Annotated in this window: 24 protein-coding genes; 9 read left to right on the forward strand and 15 right to left on the reverse strand. The window is 37.7% G+C overall.

Features of this window, described 5'->3' with window-relative positions; all coding sequences use genetic code 11:
• Positions 1–39: 39 nt before the first annotated feature.
• The 5 genes from groL to H9N25_RS20815 all read right to left on the reverse strand — a co-directional run bounded on the left by groL (position 40) and on the right by H9N25_RS20815 (position 4,811).
• Positions 40–1,674 (reverse strand): chaperonin GroEL, encoded by a 1,635-nt coding sequence (groL, locus tag H9N25_RS20795; protein ID WP_167296012.1) that lies wholly within the window; start codon positions 1,672–1,674, stop codon positions 40–42.
• Between the two features lie 99 nt (positions 1,675–1,773).
• Positions 1,774–2,064: a co-chaperone GroES gene (locus H9N25_RS20800; protein ID WP_010599229.1), complete on the reverse strand. Its 291-nt coding sequence runs from the start codon at positions 2,062–2,064 to the stop codon at positions 1,774–1,776.
• Positions 2,065–2,304: 240 nt separating this feature from the next.
• Positions 2,305–3,069: a TIGR03915 family putative DNA repair protein gene (locus H9N25_RS20805; protein ID WP_190327101.1), complete on the reverse strand. Its 765-nt coding sequence runs from the start codon at positions 3,067–3,069 to the stop codon at positions 2,305–2,307.
• 29 nt (positions 3,070–3,098) lie between these two features.
• Positions 3,099–4,355, reverse strand: a complete 1,257-nt coding sequence (locus H9N25_RS20810; RefSeq protein ID WP_190327102.1) for a putative DNA modification/repair radical SAM protein — start codon at positions 4,353–4,355, stop codon at positions 3,099–3,101.
• Between the two features lie 93 nt (positions 4,356–4,448).
• Complete coding sequence (locus H9N25_RS20815) at positions 4,449–4,811, reverse strand: hypothetical protein (protein ID WP_167296015.1); 363 nt, start codon at positions 4,809–4,811, stop codon at positions 4,449–4,451.
• A gap of 7 nt (positions 4,812–4,818) precedes the next feature.
• Here H9N25_RS20815 and H9N25_RS20820 point away from each other — a divergent pair, with 7 nt between their 5' ends.
• The gene (locus tag H9N25_RS20820; protein ID WP_167296016.1) at positions 4,819–4,968 is read left to right on the forward strand and encodes a hypothetical protein; all 150 of its coding nucleotides are present in this window, start codon (positions 4,819–4,821) and stop codon (positions 4,966–4,968) included.
• Between the two features lie 93 nt (positions 4,969–5,061).
• On the opposite strand, the gene H9N25_RS20825 is transcribed toward H9N25_RS20820, so the two are convergent.
• The 4 genes from H9N25_RS20825 to H9N25_RS20840 all read right to left on the reverse strand — a co-directional run bounded on the left by H9N25_RS20825 (position 5,062) and on the right by H9N25_RS20840 (position 8,104).
• Positions 5,062–5,706 (reverse strand): HD domain-containing protein, encoded by a 645-nt coding sequence (locus H9N25_RS20825; RefSeq protein WP_190327103.1) that lies wholly within the window; start codon positions 5,704–5,706, stop codon positions 5,062–5,064.
• Positions 5,707–5,779: 73 nt separating this feature from the next.
• Entirely contained in the window at positions 5,780–6,061 is a 282-nt protein-coding gene (locus tag H9N25_RS20830) for a helix-turn-helix domain-containing protein (RefSeq protein ID WP_190327104.1), read from the reverse strand.
• 302 nt (positions 6,062–6,363) lie between these two features.
• Positions 6,364–6,858, reverse strand: coding sequence for a hypothetical protein (locus tag H9N25_RS20835; RefSeq protein ID WP_167296019.1), 495 nt, complete (start codon positions 6,856–6,858; stop codon positions 6,364–6,366).
• Positions 6,859–6,925: 67 nt separating this feature from the next.
• On the reverse strand, positions 6,926–8,104 hold the full coding sequence (locus tag H9N25_RS20840; RefSeq protein WP_190329196.1) for a THUMP domain-containing class I SAM-dependent RNA methyltransferase: 1,179 nt from the start codon (positions 8,102–8,104) through the stop codon (positions 6,926–6,928).
• A gap of 71 nt (positions 8,105–8,175) precedes the next feature.
• On the opposite strand from H9N25_RS20840, the gene H9N25_RS20845 reads away from it, so the two are divergent.
• From H9N25_RS20845 to H9N25_RS20855, 3 genes are all read left to right on the forward strand, one after another.
• Positions 8,176–8,541, forward strand: a complete 366-nt coding sequence (locus tag H9N25_RS20845; RefSeq protein WP_057933226.1) for a DUF3127 domain-containing protein — start codon at positions 8,176–8,178, stop codon at positions 8,539–8,541.
• A gap of 253 nt (positions 8,542–8,794) precedes the next feature.
• Complete coding sequence (locus tag H9N25_RS20850) at positions 8,795–10,615, forward strand: sensor histidine kinase (RefSeq protein ID WP_190327105.1); 1,821 nt, start codon at positions 8,795–8,797, stop codon at positions 10,613–10,615.
• Positions 10,616–10,791: 176 nt separating this feature from the next.
• A complete protein-coding gene (locus H9N25_RS20855) occupies positions 10,792–11,487 on the forward strand; it encodes a response regulator transcription factor (protein ID WP_167296021.1) in 696 nt (231 codons plus the stop codon).
• Between the two features lie 58 nt (positions 11,488–11,545).
• Here H9N25_RS20855 and H9N25_RS20860 read toward each other — a convergent pair whose 3' ends face one another.
• Together H9N25_RS20860 and mqnB are read right to left on the reverse strand one after the other, a co-directional pair.
• Positions 11,546–12,394 (reverse strand): menaquinone biosynthesis family protein, encoded by an 849-nt coding sequence (locus H9N25_RS20860; RefSeq protein ID WP_190327106.1) that lies wholly within the window; start codon positions 12,392–12,394, stop codon positions 11,546–11,548.
• 117 nt (positions 12,395–12,511) lie between these two features.
• Positions 12,512–13,135 (reverse strand): futalosine hydrolase, encoded by a 624-nt coding sequence (gene mqnB, locus H9N25_RS20865; RefSeq protein ID WP_190327107.1) that lies wholly within the window; start codon positions 13,133–13,135, stop codon positions 12,512–12,514.
• Positions 13,136–13,247: 112 nt separating this feature from the next.
• On the opposite strand from mqnB, the gene H9N25_RS20870 reads away from it, so the two are divergent.
• From H9N25_RS20870 to H9N25_RS20885, 4 genes are all read left to right on the forward strand, one after another.
• On the forward strand, positions 13,248–13,658 hold the full coding sequence (locus H9N25_RS20870; protein WP_029274209.1) for a 6-pyruvoyl trahydropterin synthase family protein: 411 nt from the start codon (positions 13,248–13,250) through the stop codon (positions 13,656–13,658).
• Between the two features lie 12 nt (positions 13,659–13,670).
• Positions 13,671–14,306 (forward strand): GTP cyclohydrolase I FolE, encoded by a 636-nt coding sequence (gene folE / locus H9N25_RS20875; protein ID WP_108197170.1) that lies wholly within the window; start codon positions 13,671–13,673, stop codon positions 14,304–14,306.
• A gap of 86 nt (positions 14,307–14,392) precedes the next feature.
• A complete protein-coding gene (gene fabD / locus H9N25_RS20880) occupies positions 14,393–15,274 on the forward strand; it encodes an ACP S-malonyltransferase (RefSeq protein WP_190327108.1) in 882 nt (293 codons plus the stop codon).
• Between the two features lie 90 nt (positions 15,275–15,364).
• The gene (locus H9N25_RS20885) at positions 15,365–19,096 is read left to right on the forward strand and encodes a sensor histidine kinase (protein ID WP_190327109.1); all 3,732 of its coding nucleotides are present in this window, start codon (positions 15,365–15,367) and stop codon (positions 19,094–19,096) included.
• A gap of 40 nt (positions 19,097–19,136) precedes the next feature.
• On the opposite strand, the gene H9N25_RS20890 is transcribed toward H9N25_RS20885, so the two are convergent.
• On the reverse strand, positions 19,137–20,039 hold the full coding sequence (locus tag H9N25_RS20890) for a coiled-coil domain-containing protein (protein WP_167296025.1): 903 nt from the start codon (positions 20,037–20,039) through the stop codon (positions 19,137–19,139).
• Positions 20,040–20,245: 206 nt separating this feature from the next.
• Between H9N25_RS20890 and H9N25_RS20895 the strand changes: the two genes are divergently transcribed.
• Entirely contained in the window at positions 20,246–21,790 is a 1,545-nt protein-coding gene (locus H9N25_RS20895; protein WP_167296026.1) for a glycoside hydrolase family 10 protein, read from the forward strand.
• Positions 21,791–21,797: 7 nt separating this feature from the next.
• Here H9N25_RS20895 and H9N25_RS20900 read toward each other — a convergent pair whose 3' ends face one another.
• From H9N25_RS20900 to nagB, 3 genes are all read right to left on the reverse strand, one after another.
• A complete protein-coding gene (locus H9N25_RS20900) occupies positions 21,798–22,817 on the reverse strand; it encodes a LacI family DNA-binding transcriptional regulator (protein ID WP_167296027.1) in 1,020 nt (339 codons plus the stop codon).
• 36 nt (positions 22,818–22,853) lie between these two features.
• Positions 22,854–24,014, reverse strand: coding sequence for an acyltransferase family protein (locus H9N25_RS20905; protein WP_190327110.1), 1,161 nt, complete (start codon positions 24,012–24,014; stop codon positions 22,854–22,856).
• A gap of 203 nt (positions 24,015–24,217) precedes the next feature.
• Positions 24,218–26,143 (reverse strand): glucosamine-6-phosphate deaminase, encoded by a 1,926-nt coding sequence (nagB, locus tag H9N25_RS20910; protein ID WP_190327111.1) that lies wholly within the window; start codon positions 26,141–26,143, stop codon positions 24,218–24,220.
• Positions 26,144–26,257: the final 114 nt, after the last annotated feature.

Genomic DNA, 26,257 nt, shown 5'->3' on the forward strand with positions numbered 1-26,257 from the left:
GAATATTTTTACACGAAATCGTTTCGCTATAAGATGGTATTACATCATACCACCCATACCGCCGCCGCCCATTGGAGGCATTGGAGCACCGCCTTCTTCAGGCTCGTCTGCTAAAACAACTTCTGTAGTTAATAACATCGCAGCAATAGAAGCTGCATTTTCTAATGCTACACGGCTTACTTTAGTTGGATCGATAACTCCAGCACCAATTAAGTTTTCGTAAACATCAGTACGTGCATTATAACCGAAATCTGCTTTACCTTCTTTAACTTTTTGAACTACGATAGAACCTTCGATACCTGCGTTTTCGCAAATTTGACGTAATGGCTCTTCGATAGCACGACGGATGATCTGGATACCCGTGTTTTCATCTTCATTAACGCCTTTTAAGTTCGCTAAAGCTTCAACCGCACGGATAAAAGCAACACCACCACCAGCAACAATACCTTCTTCTACAGCCGCACGCGTTGCATGTAAAGCATCATCAACACGGTCTTTTTTCTCTTTCATTTCAACCTCGCTAGCTGCACCTACGTAAAGAACAGCAACACCACCAGCTAATTTAGCCAAACGCTCTTGTAATTTTTCTTTATCGTAATCAGATGTAGTCGTTTCGATCTGAGATTTAATTTGGCTAACACGAGATTTAATATCTTCAGAGTTACCAGCGCCGTTAATTACAGTTGTATTGTCTTTGTCAACAACAACTTTTTCTGCAGAACCTAAGTAAGTTAAATCGGCATTTTCTAACTTGTAACCTCTTTCTTCAGATATAACAACACCACCAGTTAAAATTGCAATGTCTTCTAACATGGCTTTTCTTCTATCACCAAAACCTGGAGCTTTAACGGCAACAACTTTTAATGAACCACGGATTTTGTTAACTACAAGAGTAGCTAAAGCTTCACCATCTAAATCTTCAGAAATGATTACCAATGGTTTACCAGTTTGAACGGTTTTTTCTAAAACAGGCAACAATTCTTTCATGTTGCTGATTTTTTTGTCGTAGATTAAAATGTAAGGATTATCTAATTCAGCTTCCATTTTATCTGCATTGGTCACAAAATATGGAGATAAATAACCTCTGTCAAATTGCATACCTTCAACTGTTTTAACTTCAGTTTCAGTACCTTTTGCTTCTTCAACCGTAATTACACCATCTTTACCAACTTTGCTCATTGCCTCAGCAATTAAAGCACCGATAACTTCGTCGTTGTTAGCCGAGATAGAGGCAACTTGTTTAATTTTATTGTTATCATCACCAACTGCTTGTGATTGAGATTTTAAATTTTCTACAACAGCAGCAACTGCTTTATCAATACCACGTTTTAAATCCATTGGGTTTGCACCAGCAGCAACGTTTTTAATACCTGTAGTAATAATTGCCTGAGCCAATACAGTTGCAGTAGTAGTACCATCACCAGCAATATCAGCTGTTTTTGAAGCTACTTCTTTAACCATTTGAGCACCCATGTTCTCAACGGCATCTTTCAATTCGATTTCTTTTGCAACGGTAACACCATCTTTAGTAATTGCTGGCGAACCGAATTTTTTATCGATAATTACGTTACGGCCTTTCGGACCTAAAGTTACTTTTACTGCATTTGCAAGAATATCAACACCTCTTTTCAGGGCGTCGCGTGCTTCTACGTTATATTTTACTTGTTTTGACATTTTTAAGAATATTTTAAAGTTTTAATGTTGGAAGGTTGAAACATTTCACCCTCCGATTTATATAACATTACAACATTACAACGTTGCAACATTTTAATTTTACCCAACAACAGCGTAAATATCAGTTTCGCGCATAATTAAGTAATCTTTACCTTCGTAAGGGAATTCGGTACCACCGTATTTACCATAAATTACAACATCACCAACTTTTACACTCGCTTTTTTACCTTCAGCATCTTCTTCAGAAACAGAAACTACAGTTCCTTTAGATGGTTTTTCTTTTGCAGTATCAGGGATATACAAACCTGATGCAGTTTTCTCTTCTGCCGCAGCTGGTTCAACTATTACTCTGTTCGAACTGCCAGCAATTGGTTTAAGGTTTAACGCCATAACTTTTATTATTTTTTTATTTTGATTTGAGTTTTTAACTAAGCTTACAATTAACACTTTTTATGCCAAGAGGTTTAGCGGGACAAATTTTCACCAAACTGTCAAACTTTTCACGCTAATTGAGGATGTGGGTGTCAGCATGGCAGTAAGTTTTAGTTTTTTTAGCCAGATTTATTGTATGTATATTCAGCATAGACAACTTATTAACCGTATGCTATTAGCGTTCTCAACTCTTGTTAGCTAAATGGGAACTTTCTCTGTTAAATATTTCCAATATCTTTTAGGTACATGCTGCAGGTGCAGTTTGGTATTTTTCCGTGCAACAATGTTGGCGCTTTTAAAATAATCTTTCCAAAGCGTGGCGTACAATGCCTCACTCTCGTCCATTAAAACTGGTGCAAGATTTTGCTTATCTGTACCCTTACTAAAGCTGATCGTAATTTCTTCAACGTTTGTTAAATTATAATGTAGGCCATATTTGCGCTTTAAATCGTAAATTACCCAAGGCTGATCGGCATAACGGTTTTTAAAATGATTGGATATTAAAGGCAGTACATTAAAATCAGGGTCTATATTGGCATAAAATATCCCATCACCAGTTTTTTGAAAACGGATAAATGCTTCCATTCTGTGTTTTTCCCTTTCTACGCTTTTGGCATATTTGGCCAGTGCAATTACATGCGGATTGCCATAATTACTTTCTGCACCCAATTGATTTTGAAAAATGTATACGGTAAACTGAAAGAGATGGTTGTAGGCCTCGGGTATTTCTGATAAATAGGAGCAATAGTATTTGCGTTGCCAATCCTTTTTGAGTTTCTTTTGCAGCCCTGCCCAAACCCGATCTGCTTTTTCTGCGTTGCTGCTAACAGTAAAACTTTCTACAAAAGCTTCAGGCTGAAAAATTGAAATAGATTTTAGCACAACTTTTCCTGGCTTACGTTCAAACCATTCGAAAACAGCGGTTAATAAACCTTGAAAAGTGCCATCGAAAATGTAGGTCATTGGGATTTATTTTTTAGATCGTAGCGTTTTTAAAACAAAATCATCTGGTTGCTATCTGTTTTTAAATATTTGCTCCGGCTTTCGGCCAAAATAAAAGCCTTAATCTGTGTACCCTGATAATCTTTCAGTTGATAGGAGCTATCCAGGCAAACGATAAAGTGTTTGGCCCGGTTATAAGCTACGCCGATTTTTTTCAACTGATCAATCCTGAGTTTTCCGAACTTTCTGGCCTGCACAATTTTCTGGGCCGACATTACGCCGATACCCGGTATCCGGAGAATCATTTTATAATCGGCCGTATTAATATCGACAGGGAAATGCTGCATATTTCTAATTGCCCAGCTTAATTTTGGATCGATATCAATATCAAGATTTGGGTTGGCGTCGTTTAAAATTTCCTGCACTTTAAAGCCATAAAACCGCATTAACCAATCGGTTTGATACAACCTGTTTTCTCTTAGCAATGGAGGTTGCGTACCAAGTATAGGCATCCTGGTGTCGTTGCTAATGGGTACATAACCCGAATAATAAACTCTTTTTAGAGAAAAATTCTTGTAAAAGGTATTCGCGGTGTACATTATATCTTTGTCGCTTTCCGGGGTGGCGCCAATAACCATCTGTGTGCTTTGTCCTGCAGGTACAAATGTTGGCACGTGTTTGATCAGTTTTTTATCGGCAGTAAATTGGCTAATCTGCTGCTGCACAAAAGCCAAAGGTTTAATTACTTCCTCGTGGTTTTTCTCGGGAGCCAAAAGCTTCAAGCCGGCTTCTGTTGGCATTTCTAAATTAATACTCATTCGATCAGCATATAAGCCAGCTTCCTTAATCAGTTCATCGCTCGCACCCGGAATGGTTTTTAAATGGATATAGCCGTTGTAGTTCTGTTCCAAACGCAGTTTTTTAACGACTAACAACAGCCGTTCCATGGTAAAATCGGCATTTTTAAAAATTCCTGAGCTCAAGAACAAGCCTTCAATATAGTTGCGGCGATAAAAATTCATGGTCAGTTCTACCACTTCATCTACGGTAAAGGCCGCACGTTTTACATCGTTGCTTTTGCGTGAAACGCAGAACAAACAATCGTAGATACAATGGTTAGTCAGGAGGATTTTTAAAAGCGAAACACATCGGCCATCTTCGGTGTAGGTATGGCAAATGCCCGATGCGTGGCTATCGCCAAGGCCTTTATTGGTGTTTTTTCTCGTGCCGCCGCTTGATGAACAAGAAACATCATATTTAGCGGCGTCAGCAAGAATATTTAATTTTTCACGGATTCGGTCGAACATAGGGATATATTTACTAACAAAGATAGTTTAATAACTAAAAATATTAGTAAATAGATTTGCCTAACCTATTCTATTTTGGAATAATAATGTTAACTAAAAACTGTTCGAAGGATTGAGCTTTCTGCTTATTGGCAGTTGGTGCGCAATATTATAACTTTCCTGATAGTATTGCAGCTCAGAAAAGAAGCCGTCGGCCTCTATTTCGTGATTTTTAAGAGGACTAAAGTTTGCCACGAAATCAGGATTTTTAAATGCAATTTGATAAAAGTAACCTCCATTGTGGTTATCGAACATTTCGGTTACACTGCTTACGTTTTCCCATCCAGAAAAAAACTCGGTTCTCCGGTATAAGAAAGAAGTGCTTTTTAATTTAAAGCTTATGCCTTTTTCACTGATTAAAATTTTACTATGTACAAAAATCTGCGTTTTGGTAATCCATAATAAAAGAAGTGCCATTAAAATAATGGATAGCGAAACAAATATCAAGGTGGACGTTTCGGAAAGCGATGCAGGTAAACTAAAAAGACAATACAACATCAAGGAAATGAAGAACACAGGAATGCCAACCATCGCGATTAACAAAACACTATTTTTATGGTATTTTAGTTTATAAGGATGCATGAGGATTAATTTTTGTAAAGTTAAGCCCTAATGCATGGTTTCGGAATACTTACTATTAGGTATTTTATAATAGTCTTTTTGTGGGTTATTTGCCTTCCCATTCTTTATAAAAATGATCCAGGTATAACAGCATAAAATTGTGTCTTTCTATGGCTATTGCTTTCCCTGCTTCAGTATTCATCATGTCCTTCAACAACAGTAGTTTTTCGTAAAAATGGTTAATGGTAGGCGCGGTAGTATTTTTATAACTTTCTTTAGTGAGGTGTTCTTCGGGTAAAATAGCTGGATCGTAAAGTACCCTGTTTTTGAATCCACCATAGGTAAATGCTCTTGCAATTCCAATGGCCCCGATAGCGTCTAAACGATCTGCATCCTGTACAATTTGCATTTCTTTTGAGGTAAAACCTGCACCGTCAAAACTATTTTTGAACGACATGTTCTGGATAATGAGTTTAACGTGGGCAATAACCTCAGCATCAACACCTATCGATGCTAAAAATGAAGCAGCCATATTCGGTCCCAGTTCTTCATCGCCATTATTAAATTTAGGATCAGCAATATCATGCAACAATGCGGCAAAGGCTACTACCAGTTCATCACCATTTTCTTGTTGATTAATGGTTTGAGCGGTTTTAAAAACACGTTCAATATGAAACCAATCGTGCCCTGCTTCGGCATTAGCTAATGTTTTTTTAACAAAATCGATAGTTTTTTGAATGGCAGCCTGCATAGTCCTAAATTTATTCCAAAGGTATTGGAATTATTTGCAGGGTAAAAGAAATGATATCAACAGCGCTTGAGCATTAACTCGCCGTTGTTGCCTTTCTCTCGTCATCAGCAATAATTTTAATTAAATCATTGTGGTTAAGGGTTAATAAATGAGATACTTCAACCTCTAAAATTGCTGCAATTTGAAATAAACGGTCGATAGTTAATTTACTATAACCAAGCTCGATTTTACTGTATGCATTTTGAGATATTTTTAATTTAGCTGCCAGATAATCCTGAGTATAGTCTCTGTATTCTCTAATTTTTCTGATATTCCCGGCTACACTTTTTGTCTTTAAAGCCAATACATCTTCCATAAAAAAGGGATAAATTTTTTAATGTTATTTCATTACTTACGAAACTTTCACTCCAACAGATTTTAAATTATAATTTTAACATCGTTTAGAATTACACGAAACACAGTATAAATGTTATAACAAAAAAACAACTTAAATGTTTAGGTGTTTTGTTTTTGATTGGTAGTCAGTGTTTTGTGGGTTTTTTCGTGATTTAAATAGAAGAGAAGGATAGGAGCATTACGATATATTTAGAAACACATAGCGTGTAATTTAAATCAAAAAGAGGGAGGTAAAAAATGATGAAAATTAACTATTAAGGGTTAATATAGCCCCCAATCATCTTCAAATTCGTCTTTTTCGAAATACTTAACCCACTCGATAAAGAGAATACGGAATTTTTCAATTTCGTCTAAAACAATATCTTTATATTCTGGGGTGCAGATTTCGAACATATCTGCTGCTCTTACCTGGGTTTCTAATTCACGGCAGTTGGTTCGGATAATAGATGCATTTTCCATTCTTAAAATATACATATCTGCACCTTCTGCCCCAACAATTTTAGGGCATAACATCAAGGCATTCTGCATAATTAAGTTAGCGGTCATTTCTGCCAGTTCTCCTTCCAGTGTTTCGCAGAACAGGGCGGCATATTTGTAAACTGCCCTTGCCTGGTTATAAAGGCTTTTAGCCCTGGTCACTTTCAGCCTAACCTTTTCCGCATCAACACTTGATAGATTTTCTTCATCCTCATCATCTCGGCCAAATCGGCTGAAATGTTCCCATTCGGGCATGTGGTCCATATCATCAAATTCCATATTTTTCAAAATTTTTTACGTTATGGTACGTAAGAGAGCGTAATATATTAATTTTCAACGAAAAAGACTAGGCTTCAATTAATGGTGCTCGGCGAGAGCCATCATATAATTCATACTCTAGTAAACGACAGTCTAACTTACCATTATAAAATTCAATTTTTTTAGCAGCTTTTAATCCAATTTTTTTAGCAAGATCAGGATTTCCGGTGAAAATATATCCAGAATAGCCTTTGCATTTTGTTTTCATAAAATCACCCATGCGTTTATAGGTCAATTCTAGCTTGCTGTGCACGCCTAAACGTTCGCCATACTCAGGGTTAAAAACAACAACACCTTTGCCATCTTCAGGAACGGGTGTTAATTCAAAATCGCAAACTTCGAACTCAATTAAAGTATCAACACCTGCAGTTTTAGCATTTCTACGGGTTACTTCAACTGCATCTTCCGAAAGATCGGAAGCTACAATTTTAAAATCAATATTTTTAATTACCTGATCTTTTAAAATTCGGCGCTCAGCGAAAAAATCCTCTTCATTATAACCTAAGATATGCATAAAACCATAATTCATGCGGTATAATCCAGGGGCACGGTTAGTGGCAATCAGGGCCGCTTCAATAGCTAGTGTTCCTGAACCGCACATAGGATTAATAAACGGCGATTTCTTATCCCACTTGGTTGCTAAAATAACTCCTGCGGCCAAAGCTTCTAACATGGGTGCCTTTCCGGGGATCTTGCGGTAACCGTGTTTGGCAAGGGTTTCGCCAGAAGTGTCCATAAAAACATCAGCATCGGCATCTTTCCAGTATAAATGCACTACCGTTTTATTTGCATCCGATCCAGAGTTAGGGCGGATGCCTTTTTTCTCTTTCATACGGTCTACAATGGCATCCTTTACTTTTAAATTTGCAAAAAGCGGGGTGGTAATATTGGGGTTATCAACATTTGAGGTTACGGAGAAATAACCTGAAAAATCGATCAGTTCTTCCCACTCAATAGCTGCAATTTCGTTGTATAAATCATCAGGCGTAATGGCCTTGAAACTTTTTATGGCATATAGAATCTGACTGGCACAGCGTAAGTTCAAATTTAGCTTAATACACTCTGTAAGGGTAATATTGAGCTCAACACCTGTAGCAAAAGACCGCTCGATGGTATAACCTAAAGCCGTAACTTCTTCTTGTAAATAAGGCGAAAGGCGCTTGTTGCAGGTAATAATTACCTTGCTTTTATTGTGGAAAACTTGCATCATAATATATGCGAAGTTATCAATAAAATTATAGAGATTTGATGTTTATAGTACATTAAGTAGTATTAGATATGGAAATTAAAGGAAAAGTACACGAAGTAGGTGCCACACAACAAGTAAGTGAAACGTTTAAAAAACGTGATTTAATAGTAGAATACGCAGAAAATCCAACATACCCAGAATATATCCGTTTTGAGGCTTTACAAGATAAAACTGCATTATTAGATACATTTAAAGCAGGCGATGAGGTTGAGGTTTTCTTTAATTTACGTGGTCGCCCTTGGACAGATAAAGCAGGTAAAACATCATATTTTAACAGTTTGGTTATTTGGCGTATAAATGCAGTTGCAGCAGGTGCTCCGGCCGCTACGCCAGCTTATGCAGCTCCGGTTGATGTAAGCAATGCACCAGGTGAAGATGATGATTTGCCTTTCTAAATAAAGAATCTTTTTTAAGCAAACAATTTTGAACCATGCCGAGGCTTTAGCCCCGGCATTTTTTTTGCCCATACAAGACTTCTGAAGTTTACCCGGCCAGGGCATAGGGAACTTCGCAAGTCTTTCCAATTATTCGCGCTGTTAAAATATGTTAAAAACAAACACTTCGCTTAGCTAATCAGTATTTTTGATATCTGTTTAGATTTAAGAAGATTATGCCCTGGTTTTTTTAGCTTTAAAACCAATCTAGTTCATGAAGAAAAAGAGTTTTTGGTTAATTACCGTTTTAATGACGGTGGCTTTGCTTGGTGTTTTTGTAATGCAGCTGTATTACATCAGGGAATCGTATAAACTAAAATCTCAACTTTTTGATGAGCAGGTAAACCAAACGCTAACATCGGTAGTAAATAAAATACAACGTAGAAATGTTGCCGATCACTTAAACCGGAAAGATGCTGAAAATAAGTTAAAGCAGTTACAAGACTCCAGGCAACGGGCCTTAGATATTAAGGATTTACGCCAACAGTATGCACAAGAGGCAGAGCTGCGGCAAGCCGAGCGGGAAAACCAGATTGAAAGTTACCTGAACCAACAAGATAGTATTATCCGTGTATCTTATCGGGCACCTAATGTGATTTCTGAACGGGAATATAATTCGTTGAGTTCGAAAAATGGCGATAAGCTGGATTTGCAGATGGATGCGATTATTGATATTAAGAGCCTTATTTTAAAAGGCTATAGCATGCGTACAAAACTTTTTAGCGCGCCGCCAAAAGCATTCGAATTTAAAAGTCTGCAGAGTTTGCCCGATACATTAAGGTACCTGGTTTTTGATCCCCGGGATGGTAGCCCTGGTTTCGCAAATGTTCCTAAAATTCCTAATGACTTGCAGAAAAAATTTAAGCGTGAGGATGAGATTGAGAAGAAAAAATTAGAGCTTAAAATTGCAGCATTGGGTAAGGATACTTTTTCGTACACCCGATCGAGCGTGGTTGAGGATGTATCTAAAGAATTACAGGAAACCAATGTGCCAATTTATAAGCGCATTAATTTCAGTTCTTTGGACCGCTTATTAAAGCAGGAACTCCTTGCTAATAATATTTCATTAGTGCCTTCTTACCGCATTTCGTTAGCCAGAAAAGATTCGACCATTTTTATGATGGCTTCTAACGTTAAAGGAGAGTTTTTGCCCGAAAACACCTATAAAACACCTTTGTTTGGAAACGATATCTTTCGCGATCCCGGGATGCTTTTAGTCAGTTTTCCGAATAAAAATTCGGCTATTATAGCTAATCTAAGTGTTACGCTTGCCTCATCAATCGGTTTGTTACTGGTACTTGTTTTTATTTTCTCTTATACCTTGTATGCTATTTTGAAGCAGAAAAAACTGTCGGAAATGAAAACAGATTTCATTAACAACATGACGCACGAATTTAAAACCCCTGTGGCTACCATAATGATTGCCAGTGAGGCTTTGAAAGATCCGGAAGTGACAGAAGATAAAGCCAGGTTAAAACGCTTGGCGGGGATTATTTATGATGAAAATGTTCGCCTGGGTAGTCATATCGAGCGTGTTTTAAGTATAGCCCGTTTAGAAAAAGGCGAGCTTAAAATGGAGAACAATGAAGTAGATGTTAACGATTTGATTGTGATTGTGCTGGATAGCATGGAATTACAGTTACAGAAAAGGAACGCTATTGTCAATGTACATACCGATGCAGAAAATGCCGTTGTATATGGCGATGAACTCCATCTGTCTAATGTAATTTATAACCTTATTGATAATGCCAATAAATACAGTAGCGATACGCCAGAGATTACCATTACTACCCGCAATGCCGGCAAGAATTTAATTATCGAAATAGCAGATAAAGGCATTGGGATGACCAAGGAGCAGTCTAAACGGATTTTCGATCAGTTTTATAGGGTGCCAACAGGTAATTTGCACGATGTTAAAGGTTTTGGCCTGGGTTTAAATTATGTTCAGGATATTATTAAGAAATTGAATGGAACGGTTAAGGTAAGTAGCGAAAAAGATAAGGGAACAACGTTCGAAATATCTTTACCTTTATAAACAGTTAAACATCGGTACAAAAGCTTGCCTTATCGATACAATAAAATAAAACAGGTTTAATTTGACTAATATAGTGGAGTATTAATTTAATCTGCAACATCAATTAAACCGTTATGCATATTCAGGATCAAACTTTCAATGTGGGTAATGCCACTTATGTGAATAAAAACAAGAAAATGAAAAAAATACTTCTGGTAGAAGACGACCCAAATTTAGGTTTATTGTTGCAAGACTATTTGCAGTTAAAAGGCAAGTTTGATGTAGTGTTATGCACCGATGGTGAAGATGGACTGAGAGCATTTAATAAGCAGAACTTTGATTTATGTATTTTAGATGTGATGATGCCCAAAAAAGATGGTTTTACCCTGGGTAAAGATATTAGAAAGGTAAACACACAGGTGCCTATTATTTTTGCAACGGCTAAAACCATGTTAGAAGATAAATCTGCTGCTTATGATTTAGGCGGCGACGATTATATTACCAAACCTTTTCGTATAGAAGAGTTACTACTGCGTATTAATGCGATGTTTAAACGCATAGCCAATAAAACAGACCACAATGATGAGGCTGCCGAAACACAGTTTTCCATCGGTCAATATCATTTCGATTATACTACGCAGATTATTACCGATAACGATAATCAGCAAAAACTATCTACCAAAGAAGCCGAGCTGTTGCGTTTATTGTGTTTGAAAAAGAATACCGTTTTAACCCGCGAAGAAGCCCTGTTAAGTATCTGGCATGATGATAATTACTTTAATGGAAGAAGTATGGATGTGTTTTTAAGTAAGTTGCGAAAATACCTAAGGGCCGATCCGACAGTAGAAATTATTAATGTGCACGGAAAAGGCTATAAGCTGTTGGTAAGCTAATAGATCGATTCATCATCCTGAAACAAGTTCTGGATGACGAATGGTAGTAAAAATATAGTTAAATATACAGGTTCTCCTGAATGGCGAGAATGATATTCCGCTCTTGGGCAAGTTTAAATAGGGTATCTACCGCTTTACGGCCTTCTTCGCCAAGGTTTATGCTATATTTATTTACATATAATTCGATGTGTTTGTACATCACACTTTCTTCCATAGCCTGGGCATGTTGGCGGATAAAATCGATTCCCGATTTTGGATGTGCAAAGGCAAACTCTACCGACTGGCGAACTAAGCGGTTCACCTTTAACTGCAGGTTGTGTTCTAAATTACGGTTAATTACGATTCCGCCTAATGGAATGGCGCAACCCGTTAGTTTTTCCCAATAATCGCCTAAATCAACTATTTTCGTTAGCCCCTTATCCTGATAGGTAAACCTGTTTTCGTGAATAATCAGGCCTAAATCGATCTGCTCGTTAAGTAAAGCCGATTCGATTTCCGAAAAAACAAGTTCTTGTTTATTTTGTAAGTGTGGATAAGCAATTCCCAATAAAAAATTTGCAGTAGTATACTTTCCCGGTATTCCAATTTTGAGTTTAGCGTTGGGGGTGTGGAGTTGGGGGTCGGCTGAACCTTCAAAATGATTTTTGCTAATTAATAACGGGCCAACACCAAAGCCCAGGGCACTACCGGCATCTAATAAAGCATATTGGTTGGCCACATAAGCAAAAGCATGAAAGCTTAATTTGGTAATGTCTAATTCGCCCCTAAGTGCCTTTTGGTTTAAGGTTTCTACATCATCATAAGAAACTTCAAATTCTAATCCTTCCGTATCAATTTTATGGTGAATTAGTGCATCGAAAATAAATGTATCGTTAGGGCAGGGAGAAAATCCAAGTGTAAGTTTCATCTATTTATTTTTTGTTTTCAGTTGTTAGATGGAGCCTTTGACAATTAAAATAGTTATTTTAATTGTGTCGGGTTCATAAATCAAAATTAAGTACTGCGATAAACTAATCGGTCATAATCAGTTCATTTCTCCAATAAAAGCAATGGCCCAATCGTTTAAGTTTTTAATGGCCAAACCAATTTTCCAATTGTCTTTATTTCTTGGCTCTACATAATTAGATATACTTCTGATCTGTAAACTAGCTATATTTAACTGTTTACAGGCATAAAAAACAGCGGCACCTTCCATACTTTCGGTAGTGGGATTTAACCTCCTGATTAAATTTTTGATGCTTTTTTCGCTTCCCGTTACACAGTTCACGGTTATGCCTTTTGCAATGGGTAGGTTAATTTTTTTTTGTGTTTTTGAGGTGTAATGGTTCTCCCCAAAGCCTAAATCGTTTATGGTTAAAAATTCATCTCCATTTTCGGCGCCCAGTTCTGCAAAAGTATCTTCCGTAATATTTAACACTGTACCTAAAGCTATATCCCTGTCGAAGCTTCCGGCGATGCCGAAATTTACCACAAGGTTATATTTAGATGAAAGATGTTTGCCCAGGGCAAAGGCTGTTGCTACCATTCCAACTCCGGTAATTAGCAGATCGAAATTTTTACTTTCAACAAAATCTCCGTCTGGTAAATTAAAATGCTGGTAAAAGAAGGTAAGTTCGGCTTTGGTAGCAGCAACAATTAAAGTTTTCATAAAGTAAAGTTAGCAGATTGTTTTCATTAAAATTTTAGGTTTTATGTAAGCTTTGGTCTTTAGTCTTTAAGCTTGAACCTTTATCTGTATATTTGCATTTTATTTTATAGTAATGATTTACATAACGAGAAAAGCATCCTTTAATGCGGCGCACAAATTGGCCCGTACCGATTGGGATGATGATAAAAACAATGAAGTTTATGGTAAATGTGCCAACCCCAACTGGCATGGCCATAACTATTGGTTATATGTTACCGTTAAAGGCGAAGTGAATCCGGAAACAGGTTTTCTGGTTGATCTGAAATGGCTGAAAGACGTAATGAACGATTATGTGGTAGATAAAGTTGATCATAAAAATTTAAACCTTGATGTAGATTTTATGAAAGGCAAGTTGGCTTCAACTGAAAATCTGGCCATCGAAATCTGGAAACAACTTTGGGCTCCGATTGCAGAGAGCGGTGCAGTTTTACATTGCGTAAAAATATACGAAACCGAAAATAATTTTGTTGAATACTTTGGTTAAAAACCTAAATTAATGAGCGATAAAGACGTATTGAAAGGCGAATCGAGAGACGGTTATGTAAAAATAGACCGTTACAACGAAGATAAAATAGAAGCTGTAGCCACACATTATAAAGATATTCTTGGCCAGTTGGGCGAAAACCCCGAGCGCGAAGGCTTACTAAAAACACCTGAGCGCGTGGCTAAAGCGCTACAATATTTAACACATGGTTACGATTTAAAACCTGATGAAATTCTGAAGGGGGCCATGTTTGAAGAAGATTATAGCCAAATGGTTGTGGTTAAGGATATTGAAGTATATTCGATGTGCGAACACCATATGTTGCCTTTCTTCGGTAAAGCACATATCGCTTATATTCCTAATGGGCACATTGTTGGTTTAAGTAAAATTCCACGTGTAGTTGATGCCTTTGCCCGCCGTTTACAGGTACAGGAACGTTTAACGAACGAAATTAGGGATTGTATCCAAAATACCCTTAGCCCAATGGGTGTTGCCGTGGTAATGGAGTGCCGGCACTTATGTATGTCTATGCGTGGTGTGCAAAAACAAAACTCGGTAACCACAACATCAGCCTTTACAGGAACTTTTTTAAGTAACGATAAAACGAGGGCTGAGTTTTTAAGATTAATTACCGCCAGTTTAGATTAATAGTATCAAATAAACAGTAATAGGTATCAAGTAAGGCATAGATTGAAAACGCTAGCCACTAAACGTGATACGCCAAACTAATTATAATGAAAGCATATATTTTTCCCGGACAGGGAGCACAATTTGTAGGTATGGGTAAAGATCTTTATGAGCATCCCAAAGCTGCAGCATTATTTGAACAGGCCAATGAAATTATCGGTTTCCGCATTAGCGATATTATGTTTAGTGGAACAGATGAGGAGCTTAAGCAAACCAATGTAACCCAACCAGCAATCTTTTTGCATTCAGTTATTTTAGCCAAAGTGTTAGGCGATGATTTTAAACCAGACATGGTTGCAGGACATTCCTTAGGCGAATTTTCGGCTTTAGTGGCGGCAAATGCATTAAGCTTCGAAGATGGATTAAAACTGGTTATTGCCCGTGCAAATGCCATGCAAAAAGCATGTGAGGCACAGCCATCAACCATGGCAGCTATTTTAGGTTTAGCTGATGATGTGGTTGAAAAAATCTGCGCTGAAATTGATGCCGTAGTCGTTCCGGCAAATTACAACTGCCCAGGGCAATTGGTAATTTCGGGCAGTATAGAAGGTATTGATCTGGCTTGTGCTAAATTAACCGAAGCGGGAGCTAAAAGAGCTTTAAAATTAAACGTAGGTGGTGCATTCCATTCGCCTTTAATGGAACCAGCGAAAATCGAATTACAGGCTGCTATTGAAGCTACCAATATTGCATCACCAATTTGTCCTGTTTATCAAAATGTTGATGCTAAGCCATATACAGATCCGGCAGAAATAAAATCCAATTTAATTAAACAATTAACAGGTGCTGTACGTTGGACACAGACAGTGGGTAACATGCTTGCCGATGGTGCAACAGAATTTGTAGAAGTTGGTCCGGGTAATGTGTTGCAGGGATTGGTTAAAAAAGTAAGTCGCGAAGTACAAACCAGTAGTGCTGCGATAGCTTAATTTTATTCAAATAGAATATTAGTGCCAACGCCATAAACTCAATTGTTTATGGCGTTGTTTTTTATCAATATTTAATATCTTTATCCGTAGATGAAAATGAGCTTTGGTGTAAAAATAAGATTTCTATTGCTTGTTTTGGGCTGCTGTCTCATTGCAACTTCTATTTCGTTAAGCAGGTTTACAACTAAAAGTGAGCTTCTGGAACATGATGCTCAAGAAATTCAGCACAACCTTTCAATTAAAGAAAGATCTGTTCAAAGTTTTCTGGCCGATAAACAGCAGGTTGCCAAGGCAAAACAGTTTCACCTCAATCCGCAAAATGCGATAAATTTTATCAATGCCTATCGTAAAAACGGCGGCATAAACCTATTAACCTATGAAAGCAACCAGCTTAAGTTTTGGAGTACCTATAAGGTTGCCGAAATAGATCCAACTACAATAAAAGAAGGTAGCTCGGTATTGTTTTTTTATAACGGCTGGTACGAAGTGATTAAAAGTACCCAGGGTAATTTCAGTTTTATTTTCTTAATCACCATTCAATCTCAATACCCTTTTAAAGAGACTAAGTATTTTAAAAATGATATCGATCCAATTTTATCAACCACCAAAACATTAACGTTTGCATCTTTTACCGATAAGGACGTGTATGTAATAAAAAGTTTGGATAATAAGTTTTTATTCGGCCTTAAAGTAAAACCCGGGTACGCAGAAACCCATTATTCAGGCACACAATTGTGGCTGTTTGTTGCTGGCATGTTATGCATCTGCATGTTTTTTAACTCATTAAGTTCGTTTATTGCCAGGCGTGGACATATTGCCTGGGGTACTTTTTTGCTGTTGTTTTTCTTTTTAGCCTTTCGGTTAACAGATTTATATTACGGTTGGTTCAACCACAGGTTTACCTTAGATCTATTTGATCCGAGGATATATGCAGATAATTTCCTGATGCCTTCGTTAGGCGATTTTCTGTTAAATGTAATCGCACTAACCTGGTTACTCTTGTTTATGTATAACCATAAGGAACAATATAAATTTCCGGGATGGATTAAGCGGAATAAAATAATCGGGATGGTTATTCAGGCAGGCTTAATGGTGTTAATTGGCCGGATTGTTTGGGATACCGATGATATTTTCTTCGGATTGATTTTTAACTCAAAAATTAATTTTGATATCGTTAATATCCTTAAGCTTAGCGGAACCAGTTGGGTGGGTATTGTAATTTTATGTTTGGCCTGGTTTCAGATTTACCTGATAACCGCTGTTTCGGCAACAGTAAGCAGTCAATTAAATGTAAGCAATAAAGAGCGGGTCATTATTTTTTTAATCGGCTTTGCTGGTGTTTTTATCTACAAGTTAGTGGTAGATTTTAATGCATTTTTTATCGTTTTTGCGCTTGTATTATTTATCGTGGCAAGGGCTGTTTATTTAAAAGAAAAGAACTTTTCGATCGGTATGTTTGCCATAGTATTTTTCTGCCTGGCTTTTAATACGTCTATTAAGTACACTAAGTATAAAGATATTAAAGAAAGAAGTTTGCGGGAGCCTTTGGCCAGAAAAGTGCAGTCGTCTGAAGATCCGAATGCCATTATTGCTTTAGGTACTTTGGGCAATGAAATTGTTAAAGATAATTTTCTGACAAACTATTTTACTCAAAACCGAAAAGGGAGTTATTCGGTGCTCAAAAATCATATTAAAGATTATTTAGATGGCTATTTAAACCGCTACGATTATCAGATCTATCCTTACAATAAATTGGGCGCTGCAATAGAAAATGCGGATACACCACCGATTGATAAGTACAAAAACCTGGTTGAGGCGGGCTCTGTTAAAATTGATGGATCTAACTTTTTTTATCAGGTTAACAATACATTTGGTTATCAGGATTACTTTGGTATCATCTCGGTTGTAGATAATGGCAGTTTATTAGGTACACTCGTTATCGAACTCCGCTCAAAGCCGTATAATTATAACAATCGGCTACCCGACCTCTTAGGTGATCAAAAGTTGATCAAAGACGAAGATTTTAAGGGTTATTCTATTGCCTTGTATAGCAATAATAAATTGCTTAATCAATCTGGAAATTATACTTACCCTTTGGATGGAAGCATATTTAAGGGTAAAAAGGATGATTTTATTACAACCAGTGACGATTCGCTCCATTACAGCCATTTAATTTATAAGCCTACTGATAGCAAAATGGTTGTAATCAGTAAGGAGAAGGTAGATTATGTAGAACGTTTGGCAGCACTATCGTTTTTCTTCCTGATATTTATCATCTTCTCCTTGTTGCTTTATGGTTTAATATGGTTAATCAAAAACCTTGATGATGATAAGGTGGGCTGGTTCAGTATCAACAGGTCTTTAATGATCAATGCCAATAAGATCTTGTACAAAACCAGAATCCAGGTTTCAATTGTAATGGCGGTGGTGGCAACGCTGGTTATTGTAGGTTGGGGAACCTACTATTACATGAATCTTGAGTACCGTGGGCAGCAGGATGCTATATTAAAAGATAAAATAAGAAAGGTACAGCAGAATTTTGAGAAGCAGGTTTTTAGCAATGGCATAATTGCAAACGACGAGAATGCAACAGCAGATTTTAACAATTTTGCCGATATCAATAATGCCGATTTAAATTTATATGACCTGGATGGCAACCTGATCATGACGACCTATCCTAAGCTTTATAATTATAAAATTATCGGTAAGAAAATGGGGCCAACAGCCTTCTTTTCTTTAAGTGGTTTACACCGATCGGAATTTATCAACCCGGCAGAGAAAATTGGTAATTTAACCTATGCTGCTGCATATGCCCCCATCAGGAATGCTCAAAATAAAACAATTGCCTATATTGGTTTGCCTAATTACTCTACCGAAGAAGAATATACTGATAAACTGGCGCTTTTTGTGAGTAACCTGATTAATCTTTATGCACTGGTATTTGTGGCTATTGGGGTGTTGGCTGTATTTTTGGCTAATCAGATTACCAATCCCTTAACTTTTATCCAGGATAGTATTAGTAAAACGAAAATAGGACAAAAGAACGAGCCTATTGTATGGCGTAGACATGATGAGATCGGTTCTTTAATTAAGGAATATAATCATATGATTGCGGCCCTAGAAGATAGTGCAATTAAACTGGCCAGATCGGAACGGGAGAGTGCCTGGCGCGAAATGGCCAAACAGGTCGCACACGAAATCAAGAATCCACTAACACCTTTAAAACTAGGTGTTCAGTTGTTAGAGAAATCGTGGAAAGAGAAAGATCCTAACTTCGAACTGAAGTTTAATAAGTTTAGCAAATCATTTATAGAACAGATTGATAGCCTTTCGAAAATTGCTTCTGAATTTTCGAATTTTGCCAAAATGCCCGATACCAATCTGGAGCGTCTTTCTTTACTTCCGATTATTGAGCAGGCAAGAGAAGTATTTAAAAGCACAGAAAACGTTACCATTGATGTGCTAAACAAGAGCGAGAAGGATATCGAAATTATGGCAGACCACGATCAGCTTTTAAGAACGTTTAATAACCTGCTTAAAAACGCGATAGAAGCTATAGATGAGGAAACTTTATGCTGCATTACCATTATTGTATATGTCGATGCGAAAAATGCATATATAGAAATAAAGGATAATGGAAAAGGCATACCACCAGTGCTGCAGGATAAAATATTTGTACCGAACTTCACTACAAAAACATCGGGCACTGGTTTAGGTTTAGCCTTTGTTAAGCAGGCTGTAGAAAATGCCGGTGGTTCAGTTAAGTTTACCTCAATAAGCGGGTTAGGAACAACGTTCTATCTGAACTTTCCTTTAGTTTAAATTAAAAATAAGGTAGATTGGTTAATAAGGATGGCGGGTATTATCTCAGCTCCACTTGCGCCTTGCCCATGGTATTACCATCAGCATATAAAATTACGGTATATATGCCCTTTATAAATGGTTTAGGGTTTGCCCAGTCGATAACATAGGTGCTGTCATCGTTATTGTAGTCAATAAAAATAGAATGGCTGAACTGCATATCCTGTCCATCAGCCTCGAAATGGTTTCCTTCGTCTGCTAACAGGTTTCCTGCCGGATCGAATACCCGAAGGTAAATGTTATGATGTCCTTTTTCTGCTAACTGGTTCGGCACAACGTTAAAACGTACACTTAACTTTTCTGCAGTAGATGATTTGCTCACTTCTACTTTTTTGCCGTTGGATTTTGTTCTGAAAGCTATAATTTCCGCCGATTGAAGCTTTAATACGGCGGCCGTTTTAACTTTTGCATTTAAATTAGAGTTTTCGTTCTCCAAGTTCGATGCCTTATTGCTGATGTTTCTAAGGGAGTTCTGTAAACTATCGCGACTATTTTTTAGAAAAATATTGTCTTTCTGCAGCTGAATAATCTGATCATTGTAATTTTTTACAAATGTTTTCAGGTCATTAATTTGTGCATTGGCTTTGTCGAGTTCGCCCTGGGTAATCTGGTTTTTTTCTAAAGCCGTTTTAAGTTCTTCAATTTTTACCCGCGCAAGCTTCTGTTCTTCAACAAGTTTATCGTTTAAATCAAGGTTCAATGCATTAACCTTATCCAGCTCAACCTCAATTTTTTCTACCTCCAGCCGTAGTTTATCTTTCTCTGCACTAACGGTAACAAATCTTTCACTTTGTTGTCGGTCTTTAAAAAACAAGTAAGCATTTGTGCCAATTAAAGCAGCAATAACGATGACCAGGAAGTAAATTTTGTTTCTATCACCCTTATTAATCTTTTGTGATTCCATTTTTAATAACGCTGTATCTTCTGTAAATTAATATACTTTTGTTCTCCATAGGTAAATGGGGGTACACAATTAATTTTAGCAGGGCGCAAATTAAAATTTTTTAAAAACTTATAAGAGTTTTTAAAAAAAATCGTTTAATTGCTAACGTTCATTTGTATTCAAATCAACACAAACACACAACCTGAATAAAAAATAAGACAGAAATAATGCTTAAAAACTTCCTATACGCACTTTTATCTTTAACTGTAATACCTTATATATTAAATGCACAACCTTTATCAAAAATTGCACCAAAAAGGGAGTTTAGAGGTGTTTGGGTAGCTACTGTAACCAATATAGACTGGCCATCCAAACCAGGTTTAAGCATTGATCAACAAAAGCAGGAGCTGATTGGCATTTTAGAAAGACACAAAAGCCAAGGGATGAATGTTATTATTTTGCAGGTTAGGCCCGCAGCAGATGCATTCTATGCAAAATCCAGAGAACCATGGAGCCAGTGGTTAATGGGGAAACAGGGTTTGGCACCAGCACCTGGTTATGATCCTTTGTCCTTCGCCATTAAAGAAGCCCATTTCAGGGGAATGGAGCTTCATGCCTGGTTTAATCCTTATAGAGCCAGTATGAGCAGCACGGCGGTATTGAGCGAAAACCATGCTTTTCGTAAACATCCCGATTGGTTTTTTACCTATGGTGGCAAAAAGCAGTTTGATCCGGGTATCCCAGATGTGAGGGAGTATATTGTTCAGGTAATTTTAGATGTGGTAAAGGGCTATGATATTGATGGTATTCACTTCGACGATTATTTTTACCCTTATAAAGTAGAGGGACAAACGATTAACGATGGTAACACTTTTTACAAATACCCTAATAATTTTTCGGACATAAAAGATTGGAGGCGCAACAACGTCGATCTGCTCATCAAACAGCTTGACGATAGTATCCACCACTATAAGAAATGGGTGAAGTTTGGTATTAGTCCTTTTGGTATCTGGAAAAATAAAAATGAAGATCCCGAAGGCTCTGCTACCAGTGGCCTATCCAACTATGCAGAACTTTTTGCCGATAGCCGTAAATGGGTTAAAGAAGGTTGGGTAGATTACATTAATCCTCAAATTTATTTTACGTTTACCAGGAGAGTAGCACCTTATGGTGTTTTAGTTGATTGGTGGAGCAATAATACCTTTGGTAGGCATGTTTATATTGGGCAGGGTGCTTATCTGGTAAACTCGAGGGCAGAAGCAGCCTGGAAAAACCTAAGCGAAATACCCAAGCAGATTAGATACCTTAGAGATAACAACCGGATTCAGGGTAGCGTGTTTTTTAGTTCTAAATCATTAAGTACGGTTGCAAAGGCGGTTGGCGATTCGCTAAAGAACGATCTTTATAAATACCCTGCTTTGCCACCGCAAATGCCATGGCTGGATGAGGTACCACCAAACGAACCTCAAGCATTAACCGCTGATGCACTAAAAGATGGTGTACATTTAAAATGGCAACTTCCGCTAAAGGCAAAAGATGGAGAAACGGCTTCGGGATTTGTAGTTTACCGATTTAATGAGGGAGAGAAAATTTCGATACTCGATCCTAAGAACATTATTAAAATAAGCTTTGAAGATTATCTTTCATATATTGATACCAGTGTAGAAAGCGGTAAACGGTACAGCTACCTCGTTACAGCATTAGATCGATTAAAAAATGAAAGTGAGCCTAGTGGGCCAGTTGGTATTGAAGTCCCTTTAGCAAAGGAATAATAGATTTTTAACTCTTTTTATTGGTCGATTCTCTTTCTACAACAGCTGGGTCAAGCACAATATGCTCCATATTGGCATATGGGTTTTCCTGATTAATCATTTTCAGAAACATTTTAGCACATTCTTGGCCCATTTGTGATGCATGTTGATCAATTGTTGATAGGTTAGGTGTAATGTAAGCCGAGAATGCTTCATTGGCAAAGCCAATTACACCAACTTCAGGAGGTGTTTCATCAATCTCTTTTAACTTTTTAATTACACCCAGCGCGGTAAAATCATCTCCGGCAATAATAGCATCGGGTTTATTTTTGCTACGCATTAATTTACCTGCACCAAACCGGCCGTCTTTAATGGATAAACCTCCAAAAATAATATGCTCTTCTATTAGTGGAAGGTTATGGTCTGCTAAAGCTGCTTTGTATCCTTCTAAGCGATCATTAAATATTTTAATCTGGTGAACAGTGGTTACGAATGCAATTTTTTGATAGCCCTGATCTATTAAATGTTTCGTAGCAATATAACCTGCCTTAAAATCATCAAGTGTAATGGTAGGAACTTTTAAATCTGTATTTACGCGGTCGAATAATATCAGGGGCTTATTTTGCTTAATAATTTCGTCAAAGTGCGAAACATCTTCTGTTTCTAACGACATTGAAGCCATAATGCCATCTACCTGTGCTTCTAGTAAGGTTCTTACGCCATTTATTTCATTTTCAACAGATTCGTTGGATTGGTAGATAATAACACGGTAGCCGCTATCCTTCAGGCCATCTTCTATACAATGGATAATAGATGCAAAGAAATGTGCCTGTACACTTGGTACAATTACACCAATGATATGGGTTTTACCAGATTTTAATGCAGATGCGAGTTTATTTGGGCTATAATTTAATTTTTTAGCCATTTCTACAACGGCCTTTCTGGTGGCATCGCTTATTGCGGGGAAGCCACTAAGTGCCCTCGAAACAGTTGATACTGTAATGTTTAGCGCCTTCGCTATATCGTATATGGTGGTTTTCTTTTTCAATTAGGGATGGAATCGTTCAATTATAGCATAAATTTATTAAACCTTAATAATAATGTTCTTTTTATACATAAAATATAATAACACATAAAAACCGAGCACATAGGTTATTGCCCAAACCAGTGAGGCATTTATAGGGCTAAAAAACGGAGTATAACAAGTTTCGTAAAACCGAACCAATAATCCAGTTTTAGTACCATCAGGTTTAGTAATCTGGATCAGGTTTAATACTCGGGGCATTAAGCCCGCTAAAAAAAAGACTGTAATGGCGTTTACACCATAAACAACAAAAGGAGTGGTAAATTTTTTGTAACGCTGAACATCGATAATCCAGTAACAAAGTGCTAATCCGATTGAAGCTAGGCCGCCAGCATACAATACATAAGAGCTTGTCCATAGTGCTTTGTTAATGGGAAATTGTAAATCCCAAAGTAAACCTAAAATAACTGCCGTAATCCCAGTCGTAAATAGCCAGGCTACCTTGGTTGGATTGTCTACATCTTTCCTGCGCATCCAAACGCCAACCAGAATACCAAATAAACAGGTACCTATTGCAGGTAATGTACTCAAAATGCCCTCTGGGTCCCAGGTTTTTGAGGAAGCCCAGGTATGTGCCTCTGTTAAAATTCCACGATCAATCCAGGCCGCTAAATTGGTTTCTTTTTCCAGGTTGGGATAACCAACGCCCGGAACAGGGATAAAGGTCATTAATGCCCAATAAACGGCAAGTATTACAATTAATGTTTTAAATATAGTTTTGTTGGAAACCTTGATAAAGATGATGCTGCTAATAATGAAAACAATACCTATCCTTTGCAAAACGCCCAACAATCTTACGGTTTGAAAGGCCTCCCATATGGACCTGTTATCCATTATCGCGCTGATAATTTTCCCGAAAATGGCCAAGAAGAAACCAAGTAAATAAAGTATAATGCCACGCTTAACGGCTTTTATAATTGTTTTTTGATGTGTAGACGGATCTGCTTTACTAGTGCTCATGGCAAAGGCAATAGATACACCAACAATCCATAAAAAGAAGGGGAAAATTAAGTCTGTCGGTGTACATCCATTCCATTCTGCATGCTCTAAAGGGGCATATATGTGCCCCCAGCTGCCTGGATTATTCACTAAAATCATCGCAGCTACAGTTAATCCTCTAAAAAAATCAAGAGAAAGTAATCGTTGTTTAGGCTCGGTCATGGTTAGCTTGTTTGGGTTCAGCAAACTAATTTAGAATATTGTTTTTAGAATGAGAAATAAATAAGGCGTTGGGGGGAGCAGGTGTTGTGAGAAGCTTCCCAAGTCTTGCCACGCCCCAGGCTTTTGAGGCTTCGGAGGTTAGTTAAGAGGACAAAAAAAATCCTGCTTTGAGTGAACAAAGCAGGATTGGTTTATTTTAAAAACTAATCTTCAAATTTCCAGCGAACAAAGGCCTCCATCGCTTCGTATTCTGCAAGCCCGAGCTCATCATAAGCTCTTGCAGTATCACGGTTACGGTCTTCAGCACGTTGCCAGAACTCTCTTGAATCGTCGCCAGGGAAAACAGCTTTGTCTTTTTGACTTTGGTGTTTAAAGATCGCATTTCTCTTGCGCTCCAGTTCTTGTGGTGAAATTGGAACTGCCATTTCTATTTCATAAGTTTCAAACTCATGCCATGCACCACGGTACATCCATAACCAGCAGTCTTGTGCCCAAGCTTCAGTTTTACGTAAGCGTTTTAGTGCTTCTAAAATAATTTTGAAACAAACGATATGTGTTCCGTGAGGATCTTCAAAATCGCCGGCAGCATAAACCTGTTGAGGTTTAACTTCTTGCAGTAGCGCCATTGTGAGCTCGATATCAGCATCGGTTACCGGGTTTTTCTGAACCTTACCGCTTTCGTAGAAAGGAAGTGCCTGGAAATGGATATGGTCATCTTCTAGGCCACAATATCTTGCGCCCGCAATAGCTTCGCCTTTTCTGATGAGTCCTTTAACCGTTTGGATTTCTGGTGTATCGATCTGGTTTGGTTTTTTCTGCTCTATAAAGGCTCTCATCTTATTATAAAGATCCTTTAAGTGCGTATTGTCCATGCCCATTTTCTCTGTGAAGTCTACATTAAACTCTACAAAACGAAGTGCGTCGTCATCCCATACCGCAGTATTACCTGAGGTTTGGTAAGCCACATGTACATCATGTCCCTGATCAACCAGGCGTAGAAAAGTACCACCCATCGAGATCACGTCATCATCTGGGTGAGGAGAGAAAATAATAATTCTCTTCTTAGCCGGTTCAGCTCTTTCCGGACGTTGAGAATCATCAGCGTTCGGTTTGCCACCTGGCCAGCCCGTTATGGTGTGTTGTAATTTATTAAAGATATGGATGTTGATGTTGTAAACTGGTCCTTTTTCAGTGGCCAGTTGTGCCATACCGTTATTGTTGTAATCGTCTTCGGTTAATTTTAAGATCGGTTTTTTTAATGTGTTGGCCAACCAGATCACTGCCTTGCGGATCAAAGCATCCGTCCAAACGCAATCTTTAACTAACCACGGCGTATCAAAACGGGTCAGCTCTGAAGCAGCAGGTACGTCAAGGATAAACTCTACGTGGTCGGATAGTTGAAGGTATGTTGCCGGAACCTCGCCTGAAATTTCGCCTTCAACAGCTTTTTTGATGATTGAAGCTTTTTTACGGCTCCAAGCCATCAATATAATTTCTCTTGCTTTGAAAATTGTACCGATACCCATAGTAATGGCCTTTGTTGGTACAAAAGTTTTTCCGCCGAAATCGCGTGCAGCATCACGGCGTGTCAAATCATCTAAGGTAACTAAACGGGTACCAGAATTTGGTGCTGAACCCGGCTCGTTAAACCCGATGTGACCTGTACGGCCGATACCTAAAATCTGGATGTCAAGACCACCAAGATCGCCGATTTTCTTTTCGTAATCCAGGCAGAAAGCCGGAATGTCTTCTAGTGCAAGCGTACCATCAGGGATGTGAACATTTTTTTTATCAATGTCGATATGATTGAAAAGGTTTTCGTTCATAAACGTAACATAACTCTGTGTCGCAGTTGGCGCCATTGGATAATATTCATCCAGGTTAAAAGTAATTACGTTCTTAAAACTCAAGCCCTCTTCTTTGTGCAGTCTAACCAATTCGGCATAAACTGCAATTGGAGTAACACCTGTTGCTAAGCCCAGTACTGCAGGTGCGTTGTTTGCTTGTTTTGATTTAATGAGCTCGGCAATGCGGTGTGCTACATTAATTGAAGCAATTTTTGGATTTTCGAACACGCTTACTGGTAATTTCTCGAAACGTGTCTCCTCCAGTAGATTTAATCTAGCCATTTTTTTTATATGGATTTTAATGTACGGAGCAGTAAATATAGAGAGTTATGCCCAATTTCTAACAAAGGTTATTTACATTTATTGCAAGTATTTATATAAAATTCGATTAGAGGA

It is taken from the genome of Pedobacter riviphilus (genome assembly GCF_014692875.1).
GTDB lineage: Bacteria > Bacteroidota > Bacteroidia > Sphingobacteriales > Sphingobacteriaceae > Pedobacter > Pedobacter riviphilus.